The sequence below is a fragment of the Streptomyces cadmiisoli genome, from assembly GCF_003261055.1.
Classification (GTDB): Bacteria; Actinomycetota; Actinomycetes; order Streptomycetales; family Streptomycetaceae; genus Streptomyces; species Streptomyces cadmiisoli.
Genome location: NZ_CP030074.1, coordinates 618,084 through 630,049 on the forward strand (window position 1 = coordinate 618,084; position 11,966 = coordinate 630,049).

11 protein-coding genes and 2 pseudogenes are annotated in these 11,966 nt (G+C 67.9%); 12 read left to right on the plus strand and 1 reads right to left on the minus strand.

What is annotated here, in order from left to right; all coding sequences use genetic code 11:
- Window positions 1-619: 619 nt before the first annotated feature.
- The 6 genes and pseudogenes from DN051_RS43365 to DN051_RS43390 all read left to right on the plus strand — a co-directional run.
- Complete coding sequence (locus tag DN051_RS43365) at window positions 620-1,198, plus strand: hypothetical protein (protein ID WP_112443218.1); 579 nt, start codon at window positions 620-622, stop codon at window positions 1,196-1,198.
- Window positions 1,199-1,242: 44 nt separating this feature from the next.
- Window positions 1,243-1,812, plus strand: a complete 570-nt coding sequence (locus tag DN051_RS43370) for a YrhB domain-containing protein (RefSeq protein ID WP_112443219.1) — start codon at window positions 1,243-1,245, stop codon at window positions 1,810-1,812.
- Between the two features lie 80 nt (window positions 1,813-1,892).
- Window positions 1,893-2,363: a hypothetical protein gene (locus DN051_RS43375; protein ID WP_246041214.1), complete on the plus strand. Its 471-nt coding sequence runs from the start codon at window positions 1,893-1,895 to the stop codon at window positions 2,361-2,363.
- A gap of 235 nt (window positions 2,364-2,598) precedes the next feature.
- Window positions 2,599-3,264, plus strand: a complete 666-nt coding sequence (locus tag DN051_RS43380) for a CHRD domain-containing protein (protein WP_112443402.1) — start codon at window positions 2,599-2,601, stop codon at window positions 3,262-3,264.
- Between the two features lie 211 nt (window positions 3,265-3,475).
- Window positions 3,476-3,811: an ArsR/SmtB family transcription factor gene (locus DN051_RS43385; RefSeq protein WP_053757412.1), complete on the plus strand. Its 336-nt coding sequence runs from the start codon at window positions 3,476-3,478 to the stop codon at window positions 3,809-3,811.
- Window positions 3,811-4,293: pseudogene (locus tag DN051_RS43390) on the plus strand (cation transporter); the annotation flags it as partial. The gene DN051_RS43385 and the pseudogene DN051_RS43390, both read left to right, overlap by 1 nt.
- Before the next feature lie 1,394 nt (window positions 4,294-5,687).
- Here DN051_RS43390 and DN051_RS43395 read toward each other — a convergent pair.
- Window positions 5,688-6,359 carry an SMI1/KNR4 family protein gene (locus DN051_RS43395; RefSeq protein WP_162625201.1) on the minus strand — a complete coding sequence of 224 codons (672 nt, stop codon included), beginning with the start codon at window positions 6,357-6,359 and terminating at the stop codon, window positions 5,688-5,690.
- Between the two features lie 174 nt (window positions 6,360-6,533).
- Here DN051_RS43395 and DN051_RS47650 point away from each other — a divergent pair, with 174 nt between their 5' ends.
- The 6 genes and pseudogenes from DN051_RS47650 (at window position 6,534) to DN051_RS43420 (ending at window position 11,873) form a co-directional block, all read left to right on the plus strand.
- Window positions 6,534-6,644 (plus strand): putative leader peptide, encoded by a 111-nt coding sequence (locus DN051_RS47650; RefSeq protein ID WP_324612315.1) that lies wholly within the window; start codon window positions 6,534-6,536, stop codon window positions 6,642-6,644.
- A gap of 112 nt (window positions 6,645-6,756) precedes the next feature.
- Window positions 6,757-7,965, plus strand: a complete 1,209-nt coding sequence (locus tag DN051_RS43400; protein WP_112443221.1) for an LLM class flavin-dependent oxidoreductase — start codon at window positions 6,757-6,759, stop codon at window positions 7,963-7,965.
- A 21-nt stretch (window positions 7,966-7,986) separates the two neighbouring features.
- On the plus strand, window positions 7,987-9,360 hold the full coding sequence (locus DN051_RS43405; RefSeq protein ID WP_112443222.1) for an NtaA/DmoA family FMN-dependent monooxygenase: 1,374 nt from the start codon (window positions 7,987-7,989) through the stop codon (window positions 9,358-9,360).
- A gap of 143 nt (window positions 9,361-9,503) precedes the next feature.
- Window positions 9,504-9,857 (plus strand): annotated as a pseudogene (locus tag DN051_RS43410) (LLM class flavin-dependent oxidoreductase); the annotation flags it as partial.
- On the plus strand, window positions 9,850-10,977 hold the full coding sequence (locus tag DN051_RS43415; RefSeq protein ID WP_112443224.1) for an LLM class flavin-dependent oxidoreductase: 1,128 nt from the start codon (window positions 9,850-9,852) through the stop codon (window positions 10,975-10,977). The pseudogene DN051_RS43410 and the gene DN051_RS43415, both read left to right, overlap by 8 nt.
- A gap of 230 nt (window positions 10,978-11,207) precedes the next feature.
- A complete protein-coding gene (locus tag DN051_RS43420) occupies window positions 11,208-11,873 on the plus strand; it encodes a CHRD domain-containing protein (RefSeq protein WP_112443403.1) in 666 nt (221 codons plus the stop codon).
- Window positions 11,874-11,966 lie beyond the last annotated feature (93 nt).

The following is an 11,966-nucleotide window of genomic DNA, read 5'->3' on the forward strand; positions in this document are numbered from 1 at the left end:
CGCTCGACCGGCAACGCGCCCAGGCGGAGAGGTCCGGCAACACTCGCCGCGCCATCATCACGGAGGACGAGATCCGGAAGCACCCGCGGCACAGGAACCGGCCGTGAACGACGGGCCGCCGCAGTTCGAGCCTGAACCCCGACGTGAGTTCCTGCCTCGCCTCGAGACACTGCCGCAGATCGCGCCTGTAGCCCTGCTGACGATCAGCGTGTCCCGTGACAACGGGCGCACATGGGAGGGCACCAGGACCTTCCGCAGCAGCGACAACGTGAGCCCATTGATGGGGTCCATGTGGCCTCCGTGTGCGTGCCGTCGCTGTCGGATGTATTGACCGGGCTCCCGCGCCGGGTACGCCGCCGATCGCGCCGTGTCATGACCGTCCATCCCGTACCCCGTCGTGCGAGGGGGGTTGGGGGACGACGGCGCCCTGGTCCGAGTTCCTCCGCCCGGAGTGAGGCCATCTTTCAGCCACCAGCCAAACCCGCCACCATGCAAGCGAAAGTCCGAGAGTCGGACCCGTGCAACTGGGAGTGGGACATTGGCCGAGCCAGAATCCGGACCGTCAGCGCCGACACCGATTCGCCGACGACACCCACAGAAACCGGGAGTCGCGACGGCCATGGACATGCTGGGTTTTGTGGCTGCGCCGCTTTTCGTCGGCGCGGCCTTGGCCACCATCGGGGTCCTCGGCGCAGACGCCGACAAGTTCCGTTGGCCTGCGCTGTCCATGCTCATGCTGCCGCTGGCCGCCATAGCCCTCGCGGCCAGCATCCAACTCGCCCTCAGAGGCCGCCGCTTCCTGTACAGCGGAGATGAGGTCCGCGCACTCGTCGCCCCTTTGGCTCCTCGGTCGCAGGAGAGCGACCACGGGCCGGACGGACCAGATGAACGGGATTATCTCGACGCTGAGACAGCCGAGTTCACCGCCGAGCTTCAGGCGACCGATTTCGAACTGTGGCTGACGATGAGCAATCGGGCCGCCTGGGCGTATCAGACCGGTCTGGTTCTCTTGGGGCTCGGGCTGGCGAGCATTCTCGTACCTCTGGCGGGGGCCAGTACCGCGGACACCGTCCTGAGATGGATCGCGGTCGGCGCAGTCGTGTGTGCTCTGGTCGTACATGCGGCACTGGTCATCCGCCGGGTGATCACAATGCCCAACGTCGATCTGGTCGCCGCGATGATTCACCACGGGCCGTGAGAATTCGGTGGCTGAGCACGGGTCTTGTACGGGAAGCTGCACCCGTGATCGATCGCGAAACCGCAGTTCAGGCTGTCGAGGAACAGTTGGAGCGCGACTATCAGGAGTGGCGAGCGGTGAGCGGGGACGCGATGCGCATGGCTGTGGTCCGCGTCAGGGAGCACGAGCTGGTGTGGATCGTCTCCTGGCAGTCGGAGGAGTTCATACGCTCTCGGAACCGGGAGTTCATGCTGGTCGGCAGTGGGCCGTATCTGGTCGACCGCGTCGACGGGGGACTGCACAGTATCGGCGTCCTCTCCTGGCAGACCGGCGAGTGGGAGGCCGACTACCGGGCTCGGATACGTGGGCTTCCGCCGCGTACCGCAGTGGACGAGCTGCACGATGCGATACGCGCTGTCGCGGCCGCACGCGGGCGTATGCACGCTGTGCGGACCCTGCGCCGGGGGCTGCCGGTTCTGTCGCCTGCGCAAGCCATCGAGTACGTGCACGCCTTGCTGGACGGTGATCCACCGGCGCGCCTGGTGGCCGTGGCCACCGAGGAACTCGTTGAGCCGCTGGACCCCGTGTTCGCCGTCACAACCATTCGGTCCGGCGCGCCTCGCCGGGCCGGCTGACGACGGCCGCCCATGACGGCGCGCGGCTCCGCTTCACCGTGCGCGACAGGATGGGGCCTTTGGATCTGGGGGGGGTGGGGATGAGTTACGCGTTGCATGCGGTGATCGCTGAAGGCGATGCGCTGCGCGGCATGACGCGGGGTGTGCCTGCTGCTCGACTGGCGTCGGTCGGACAGGGGCTCCCGCTGATGCCCATGACGAAGGCCCTGATCGAGTCCGTCGCCGACGGCAGCGGTGCAGGGGCGTCGGGGTTCTGGCGGTTGCCAGGAGGCTTCGAGAAGACTCTGGCTGACTGGTCGCTCTGCGGGCCGGTGGCCTACGTGGAAGCTGAATATTTCGGCGGTGTGGGTGAGCAGCGGGCTGCCGTGTGGGAGGGCGGCACGATCGTGCTCGGACCGCTGCATCTGGAAGAGGGCCGGCCGTTTCCGCCTGCCGGCAGTCCGATCTCTCAAGCGCTGCGGCGCCTGGGTGTAGTGGCAGGCCCCGGCGAGGACGAGTTCTCAGCCGTGGGACTGGTCCGTCATCGACACGGTGAGGCGTGGCTTGCCTGACACATGGCGTCCGGATTCCCGTACTCACCGGGCGCGTCGGGCCAGGTGGATCGAATCGTCGGTGTCAGGTGTTTCCGGGGTTTGTGTCGGGATCGCGTTGCGAGTGATCTTGGATCGTTTCAGGAGTGTCTCAGGGGTGTCACCGGGTGAGCGGTGCTGGGGGCGTTGTCCGTGCTGAGAGTGAACGCGTCGCGGATCAGCCGCGGGGCGCGCTACTCGAAGGGCATTGACCATCATGAAGTTCACTCGTTTCGGGATGATTGCCGTTTCTGCTGTTGCCGGTGCGCTTCTTCTGACTGCCTGCAACGGTGAGGACGTGGCTGCCGGTGGCAGTGCGAGCGCTGGGGCTGGTGGCACGGCCGCGACCGGGCACGAGTCTGCGGGTTCGGGGCATGCTGGTGGGGGTGCTGCCGATGTGCGTGCGGGTGAGTGGGACAAGAACGCGTCGGATGCGACGTTCTTCGGTTCGCTGATGAACGGTGCCAATGAGGTGCCGGTCGAGGGTGGGCCGGCTGTGGGTGACAGGGACGGGCATGCGCTGGCGCTGATGCGGATCCAGGGCAATGAGGTGTCGTACGCGTTCACGTTCACGGGGGTTCAGACGCCGACTCTGGGTCACCTTCACAAGGGTGTGAAGGGTGTCAACGGTGACGTGAAGATCCCGTTCTTCACGGAGAAGCTGGAGGACGGTACGAAGTTCGCCTACGGCACGGTCACCGTTCGGGACAACGACCTGCTGGAGGGCATCAAGGCGAACCCGGAGAACTGGTACTTCAACCTGCACACCGCCGAGTTCCCCGGCGGCGCGGTCCGTGGCCAGGGTTACAAGCTCTCCTCGGGCATCCAGGTCCCCGACACGATCACGCCGGAGGCCCTCAACTCCGTGATCAGCGGCAAGTAACCACGTCAGCGTTCCGCTGGTCCCTCGCAGCGAGCGGGGGACCAGCGGAACGCGCCAGGTGCAGGTCGGCTGGGCTGGTGCTCGGTTCGAAGCCGCACCCGTTACGGTCGGCGGCGCGAGCGGTCGCCGGGGTACACAGGGTTTCGATGTGTCCGGATCGAGCTCACGATTCAGGCTTTCCTGAATTCAGGAATCTCTGTGTCGTCGTTGTGTGCTGTCCACCGCCTCAGAGATCGACGCCCTGGCCCGTTTCAGCCGGGCACTCGCCGTCCCCATCCGCTGCCGCATCCTTCTGATCCTGTGTCAGGGCCCGGCCCAACCCGCGGATCTGGCGGACGAACTGGAGATCTCCCGCATCCGGCTGTCCAACCACCTCGCCTGTCTGCGGGACTGCGGGATCGTCGTCGCCGTCCCGGAAGGGCGGCGCGTGCGCTACGAACTGGCCGACACCCGCCTCGGGCATGCCCTGGACGACCTGCGCGGCGCGGTCCTGGCCGTGGAGGCCGACCGCACCTGCCCGGACGCCGAGGAGAAGGGCTGCTGCTGATGGCCACGGCATTCTCCCTCGGCCCTGCCCCGCGGCGCCGGGCCCAACTGACCTGGCGCATACGGCTGCTGGTCGCCGCCACCATCACCTACAACATCATCGAAGCGGTCGTCGCGATCACCGCAGGCACCATCGCCTCCTCCAGCGCCCTGATCGGCTTCGGACTGGACTCGGTCATCGAAGTCTCCTCCGCCGCGCAGCGCCTCGCCGGCCCCGAACTCGGCTCCGCCAGCACGGTCGCCGACTCCAGGCAGACGCTCCTGTGCACCCACCTGTCCGCCGTGCTCCTGGTCGGCCTGGTCCTCAACGCCACCCTCGGCCGGTCCTGGGCCGACCCCATCGCCGCCCTGGTCATCGCCGCCCTCGCCGTCAAGGAAGGCCACGACGCCTGGCGAGGAGACTCCTGCTGCACGACACCGGCAGCAGGCTGCGCCCCGCCCGGCCCACACAGCGCCCACTGCGGCGACGGCTGCTCCTGCTGCGGTCCGGGGAACGGTCGACCTGTGACCGGCTCGGCCCGGACGGCCCTCACGCCGCACGCGGCCTGGCTGATCACCGTCTTCCCGGACGCTGCGGACCGATGCGTCACGGCTCAACAACGTACTTCTTCGGTTGCCGTAGTCCCCTCAATACACCTCGCCGCGACCGCCAGGCAAACTCGTACGACCCGCAGCTCAAGTCCCGCTAGATTTCTCCCTCCGCAGCCGCCGACAGAGGGAGGAAGACCTGTGAGTACGTCGGAAGAGGAATCGGTGAGAGAGCGTGACTTGCCGGCGACTCAGGATGTCGCAGCTCCCAGCGCGGCAGGTTCTCCCAGCGCTGCAGGTCATTCGTCGGCACGCGAGGAATCTGCGGGAGCTCAGCCCGGCACGAGCGGAGCGGGAGTTCCCGACAGCGCTCGCCCGCAGCAGGATGAAGGGTCTTCAACCCGTATCGCCCAGGTCGTAGGAGCAGCGGTTCCTGAGTCGACGGAATCAGGAAGAGGCTTGAAATGGGGGGTTGCCCGACTCGTCATGCTGGTGGCGGGTGCAGTGGCCCTGATCGTGATCGGCGCTGAAGTTGACCAGTGGTACTCACATCGTTATGCCGAGGAAGATGCCACCGTCGCGGACAAGGCCGACGACAAGGTGGACGCAGGGAAGGACCCGTTCGTAGCCAAGATGAGCGTAGCGATGGACGACTCGTACGCACATGAGTCGTGGGCGCTCCCTCGTTCGCTCACGCCGAAAGAGAGACAACGGTTGTCCAGGCTGATCGGCGCGGGAGAAGACCCGGAGGCCGTCCGCCGAGCGATCTGGACGGTGGTCTCGGATGCGGGCGCCAGACGCATCATGGGAGCCGCCGCCATCTACGACCTACAGGTGACCAGCGAGAGGAAGAACTCCGTTGTGGTCACACGTATTACGGCCGAAGCCACTCGCTGCTGGAAACCCGAAGGGAAGGTGTGGATTTCCACCGGCACTGGAGGTCTGGAAGGCTGGGAAGACATCTCCTTCGACTTGAAAAAGGGAGTCGAAGCGCCGGCGATGGAGACGACGGGGGATCCGAACAATCCTTCATACGAGAGATTCGAAGATGTCATCTCTGTCGGCGGACAGCAGACGCCGGGATTTATCAAAGTCCTCCCGTTCGCCATCCAGAAGTCATGCGAGTTCAAGGTCAATCTCTACTACAACGTGAACTCCGGAAAGACCCAGAAGAAGACGATCAGCGAAGACGAAAAAGGGGAGAAGCTGGTGTTCCATGCTGCCCCGATGGGCGTGGGCGTGGAGACGTGGACATGGATCGGGGGAGACAACTTCGACGTTGCCGTGCAGTGACTCCCGCGAACTTGGAACATGCCTTCGGCTCGGGGAGGCAGGATCGCCGTTCTTGATCACCCGGCCTCCCGCTCCCGTCGCTCGAGCCATTCGAGATACCAGCTGTGGAAGGTGTGGCGGTTTCCGCGTGCGTCGAGGTAGGGCTCGAAGGGCGGGTTGGTCGCACAGTCCCGGTTGCGCAGCTCCCCGCTGTGCGGTCCGACAACGATGAGCCATCCGGTCATGCCGCACCCGTTGTCGCTGACATGGATCGCACCCCGCACACGCTCCTCGTACCAGACCGATTCACCGGCCTCGCCGAAGACCTCGTAGTAGGCGTCCAGATAGTCCTCTTCTTCGTCGCGGGTGGTGGGCTCGTGGCCGGCCGTGCGAAGGGTCGCTCTCTGCTGGTCAGCCCAGTCCTCCGTCTCGACGAACGGTCCACTCGGGTCCAGCAGCAGGGGCTCGCCCTCGTCCCAGACCCATCCCCATCTCCCGTCGACCCGGCGCAACGATGTCAGCTCGATCGCCGGTCCCGGTCCGCCGGCCCCGACCTCTGCCAAGAACGTGCGGTACTCCTCGGGCAGTGCGACGCCGTACTGCGCCTCGACCTCGGCGATCTCGGCGGCAGTCAGGACGGGTTCGAAGATCGGGTGCGGAGAAGGCTCCGAGCCGTGGGCTCGATGTTCGGCCTCGACCACCGCGATGACGCGTTCTCGGACTCCTGACCAGTCTGTTTGCGTGCCCATGACCTCTCCTGTCGACGCGGCCATGAACATTAGTCCAGGACGAGTCGATCAGGTTCGCTCTGCGCCGTCGGACGAGAATCTTCCAGTGCGCACACCAGGAACACCCCGCGGGCCCGTAGCGTTGTGACTCACGACGAGGTGTGCACCTCGGTGCGGCGGACGGAGGTGAGGCAGATGCGACACCTGCCCCACCCCTGCGCCCTGAACCCGCGCCGTGTCGTCCACCTCCACTCCCGGCCGCACATAGATCTTCAGCGCGTGGCCGGCGCGCTCTGTCGCCCCTGACCTTCCCCCAGCCTTCGGCGGGGGACCTGTCCCGCTGCGCTCGACACCGCCGTGCCCACCCCTGTGGGAGGGCCCGGTGATCTCGTATGGACTTCCAGGAAGGCACCGCATCGTGTCGTCAACTCATCCTTCTCCCTTGCATCTTGCCGTCGCTCTGGACGGCACCGGCTGGCATCCCGCCTCCTGGCGTGAGCCGGTGGCCCGCCCCCGGGATCTGTTCACCGCCGCCTATTGGGCCGATCTGGTCGCGGAGGCCGAGCGCGGTCTTCTCGACTTCGTGACCATCGAGGACGGCCTCGGTCCGCAGTCCTCCCACTTCCTGGACCCGGACGAGCGCACCGACCAGGTACGCGGCCGCCTCGACGCCGTCCTGATCGCCTCCCGTGTGGCACCGTTGACCCGGCACATAGGCCTCGTGCCGACGGTGGTCTCCACCCACACGGAGCCGTTCCACATCTCCAAGGCGATCGCCACCCTCGACTACGTCAGCACCGGACGCGCCGGCCTGCGCGTGCAGATCACCGCCCGTCCCGACGAGGCCGCTCACTTCGGCCGCCGCACCGTCCCGCGTATCCAGGCCTACGACAGCCCGGACGCCCAGGAGCTGGTGACCGACCTCTTCGACGAGGCCGCCGACTTCGTCGAGGCGGTGCGCCGCCTCTGGGACAGCTGGGAGGACGACGCCGAGATCCGGGACGCCGCCACCGGCCGTTTCATCGACCGGGACAAGCTGCACTACATCGACTTCGAAGGCAGGCACTTCAACGTCAAGGGCCCCTCCATCACCCCTCGCCCGCCGCAGGGCCAGCCGATCGTCAGCGCGCTGGCCCACGACAGCGTCCCGTACCGGCTGGTGGCACGCGCCGCCGACATCGGCTACGTCACGCCGCACGACGCCGACGAGGCCCGCGCGATCGTCGCCCGCATCCGCGCCGGGCAGGACGCGGCGGGGCGAGCAGGCGAACCCCTGCACGTCTTCGGAGACCTGCTCGTCCTCCTCGACGACGATCCGGCCGCCGCGACCGCCCGCCGCGAACGGCTCGACGCCCTCGCGGGACAGCCGTACACGAGTGACGCCCCGATCTTCACCGGTACCCCCTGCCAACTCGCGGACCGGCTAGAGGAGTTCCAGGAGGCGGGGCTGACCGGTTTCCGTCTGCGGCCCGCCGTCGCGGGGCACGACCTCCCGGCGATCACCCGGGGCCTGGTCCCCGAGCTCCAGCGACGGGGCGCGTTCCGCCGCGCCTACGAGGCCGACACCCTGCGCCGCCTGCTGGGCCTGTCCCGCCCCGCCAACCGCTACGCCGCCGCGACCGCCTGAGCCGGAGGGACCTCCCCGACCATGAGCAAGCCGCTGAAGCAGATCCACCTGGCCGCCCACTTCCCCGGCGTCAACAACACCACCGTTTGGAGCGACCCGAAGGCCGGCAGCCACATCGAGTTCAGCTCCTTCGCGCACTTCGCACGCACCGCCGAACGCGCCAAGTTCGACTTCCTGTTCCTCGCCGAGGGGCTCAGGCTGCGGGAACAGGGCGGGAAGATCTACGACCTCGACGTGGTCGGCCGCCCCGACACCTTCACCGTCCTCGCCGCGCTCGCCGCCGTCACCGAACACATCGGCCTGACCGGCACCATCAACTCCACCTTCAACGAGCCCTACGAGGTCGCCCGCCAGTTCGCCAGCCTCGATCACCTCTCCGGCGGCCGTTCCGCGTGGAACGTCGTCACCTCCTGGGACGCGTTCACCGGCGAGAACTTCCGCCGCGGTGGATTCCTGCCCCAGCAGGAGCGGTACTCCCGCGCCAAGGAGTTCCTGGCCACGGCGAACGAACTCTTCGACTCCTGGCACGGCGACGAGATCGTGGCCGACCAGGAGACCGGGACCTTCCTGCGGGACGCCAGGGCCGGTTCTTTCGTCCACACCGGACAGCACTTCGACATCCACGGCCGGTTCAACGTCCCGCGCTCGCTGCAGGGACGTCCGGTGATCTTCCAGGCCGGCGACTCCGACGAGGGCCGTGAGTTCGCCGCGTCGAACGCGGACGCGATCTTCAGCCGGTACACCACGCTGGAGGCGGGCCAGTCCTTCTACAGGGACGTCAAGCACCGCCTTCCCAAGTACGGCCGAAGCCCCGACCAACTGCTGATCCTGCCCGCCGCCACCTTCACCCTCGCCGACACCGACGCCGAGGCGGAGGAACTGGCCAAGGCGGTGCGGCGCCGGCAGGTCAGCGGTGCCACCGCCCTCAAGCACCTGGAGTTCGTCTGGAACCGAGACCTGTCCGCCTACGACCCGGACGGGCCGCTGCCCGACATCGATCCGGACGTCGGCGACAACCACATCTCCAAGGGCCGCGCCCAGGTCCGCATGTACCGCGACCCGCTGGCCACCGCCCGCGAGTGGCGCGAGCTCGCCGCAGCCCACAACTGGTCGATCCGCGACCTGGTCATCGAGACCGGCAACCGGCAGAACTTCATCGGTTCTGCGGAAACCATCGCCCGCACCATCAACGAGTTCGTGCAGGCCGACGCCAGTGACGGCTTCATCCTCGTCCCGCACATCACTCCCACCGGCCTCGACGAGTTCGCCGACAAGGTCGTTCCGCTGCTCCAGGAACAGGGCGTGTTCCGCACGGACTACGAGGGCCCGACCCTGCGCGACCACCTCGGCCTCGCCCACCCGGACGACCGACGCGAGGAACGGGCGGCGTCATGAAGTTCCTCGCGATCACCCTGATCGTGCACCGGCCGGACCCGATCACCGGTGTGCAGAAGCCGACCCACGACCGCTTCCGCGAGGTCCTCGACAACGCCCTGCTCGCCGAGGAACTCGGCTTCGACGGCTTCGGCGTGGGGGAGCGGGAAGCGCTCGCGCTGTACCGGCCGATCTTCGAGTCGACGCTCGCGTTCCAGAAGCAGTTCGGCCTGCCGGTCGTCTTCGAGAGTGTGGAGGACTTCGTGGAGCGCAGCTCCGCCCTGATCGGCAGCCCGCAGCAGATCGTCGACAAGGTGCACCGCTACCACGAGCAGTTCGGGCACACCGTGCTCCATGTGCACGCGGACGCGAGCGGGCTCACCCGGGCCCGGCACCGCGCCTCCCTCGAACTCTTCCAGTCCGAGGCCGCCCCCGTACTGCGCCGCCAGATCCCGGACCCGCCCTTCACCTGGGGGCCGGTCCGGCCCGTCACCGAAGAGGAGCCCGCCCATGTCTGACATACCCCTCGGCGTCCTCGACCTGGTGCCGATAGCCTCCGGGTCCACAGCCGCCGACGCCCTGCGCAACTCCATCGACCTGGCACAGCAGACCGAACGCTTCGGCTACGCCCGGTACTGGTTCGCCGAGCATCACCTCAACCCCGGCGTCGCGGGCACGTCCCCCGCGGTCGTCCTCGCGCTGACCGCCTCCGCCACCTCCACGATCCGGCTCGGCTCCGGCGCCGTGCAACTCGGCCACCGCACCGCGCTGAGCACCGTCGAGGAGTTCGGCCTGATCGACGCCCTGCACCCCGGCCGCTTCGACCTCGGCCTGGGCCGCTCGGGCGGCCGCCCGAGCGGACAACCCCCCGAGCATCCGCCGACCACCACCCCCGTCGTGGACGGCCGGGCCCCCAACGGCCTGCTCATCCCGCCCCGCTTCTCCTTCGAACGCCTCCTCGGCTCACCCAGGATCGCCCTGCAGCGCAAGCTGCTCCTGCTGCCCGGCGCCGAGTCGCAGGACTACGCCGACCAGATCGACGACATCCTCGCCCTGCTGGCCGGCACCTACCGGTCCGCGGAGGGCGTCGAGGCGCACGCCGTGCCGGGCGAGGGCGCCGACGTCGAGCTGTGGATCCTGGGCAGCAGCGGCGGCCAGAGCGCCGAGGCCGCGGGTGCGCGGGGCCTGCGGTTCGCCGCGAACTACCACGTCAGCCCGGCCACCGTGCTGGAGGCGGTGGACGGCTACCGGGCCTTCTTCCAGCCCTCCGACGTCCTCGACAAGCCGTACGTCAGCGTCTCGGCCGACGTGGTCGTCGCGGAGGACGACGCGACGGCCCGCGAGCTCGCCACCGGCTACGCGCCCTGGGTCCGCAGCATCCGCACCGCCGAGGGCGCCATCGAGTTCCCGACACCGGAGCAGGCCCGGGCCTTCGCCTGGAGCGACGAGGACAGGGACCTGGTGCGGGACCGCGTGGACACGCAGTTCGTCGGTTCACCAGAGCGGGTGGCCGACCGCCTGGCGCAGCTCCAGGAGGCCACCGGCGCCGATGAATTGCTCATCACGACTGTCACCCACGACCACGTCGACCGGGTGAGGTCGTACGAGCTGCTCGCGAAGGAGTGGAGCCGGAGGTGAGCCGGAGGCCCCGGCAGGCGGGCGAGCGCCTGCCGGGGCCGGACGAGGAACGTGGCCGGCCGCCGTGCAGCGGGGTTTGTGTCGGGATCGGGTTGCGAGTGATCTTGGATCGTTTCAGGAGTGTCTCAGGGGTGTCACCGGGTGAGCGGTGCTGGGGGCGTTGTCCGTGCTGAGAGTGAACGCGTCGCGGATCAGCCGCGGGGCGCGCTACTCGAAGGGCATTGACCATCATGAAGTTCACTCGTTTCGGGATGATTGCCGTTTCTGCTGTTGCCGGTGCGCTTCTTCTGACTGCCTGCAACGGTGAGGACGTGGCTGCCGGTGGCAGTGCGAGCGCTGGGGCTGGTGGCACGGCCGCGACCGGGCACGAGTCTGCGGGTTCGGGGCATGCTGGTGGGGGTGCTGCCGATGTGCGTGCGGGTGAGTGGGACAAGAACGCGTCGGATGCGACGTTCTTCGGTTCGCTGATGAACGGTGCCAATGAGGTGCCGGTCGAGGGTGGGCCGGCTGTGGGTGACAAGGACGGGCACGCCCTTGCGCTGATGCGGATCCAGGGCAATGAGGTGTCGTACGCGTTCACGTTCACGGGGGTTCAGACGCCGACTCTGGGTCACCTTCACAAGGGCGTGAAGGGTGTCAACGGTGACGTGAAGATCCCGTTCTTCACGGAGAAGCTGGAGGACGGTACGAAGTTCGCCTACGGCACGGTCACCGTTCGGGACAACGACCTGCTGGAGGGCATCAAGGCGAACCCGGAGAACTGGTACTTCAACCTGCACACCGCCGAGTTCCCCGGCGGCGCGGTCCGTGGCCAGGGTTACAAGCTCTCCTCGGGCATCCAGGTCCCCGACACGATCACGCCGGAAGCCCTGACCTCCGTGATCAGCGGCAAGTAGTCACGTCAGCGTTCCGCCGGTCCCTCGCAGCGAGCGGGGGACCAGCGGAACGCGCCGGGCGTGCGGCGTGCGACGGCATTGATGCGGCCGACT

Coding starts and splice junctions, on each gene's coding strand:
- DN051_RS43365 (WP_112443218.1), top strand. CDS start 620: ATGGACATGCTGGGTTTTGTGGCTGCGCCGCTTTTCGTCGGCGCGGCC.
- DN051_RS43375 (WP_246041214.1), top strand. CDS start 1,893: ATGAGTTACGCGTTGCATGCGGTGATCGCTGAAGGCGATGCGCTGCGC.
- DN051_RS43380 (WP_112443402.1), top strand. CDS start 2,599: ATGAAGTTCACTCGTTTCGGGATGATTGCCGTTTCTGCTGTTGCCGGT.
- DN051_RS43395 (WP_162625201.1), bottom strand. CDS start 6,359: ATGGGCACGCAAACAGACTGGTCAGGAGTCCGAGAACGCGTCATCGCG.
- DN051_RS47650 (WP_324612315.1), top strand. CDS start 6,534: ATGCGACACCTGCCCCACCCCTGCGCCCTGAACCCGCGCCGTGTCGTC.
- DN051_RS43405 (WP_112443222.1), top strand. CDS start 7,987: ATGAGCAAGCCGCTGAAGCAGATCCACCTGGCCGCCCACTTCCCCGGC.
- DN051_RS43415 (WP_112443224.1), top strand. CDS start 9,850: ATGTCTGACATACCCCTCGGCGTCCTCGACCTGGTGCCGATAGCCTCC.
- DN051_RS43420 (WP_112443403.1), top strand. CDS start 11,208: ATGAAGTTCACTCGTTTCGGGATGATTGCCGTTTCTGCTGTTGCCGGT.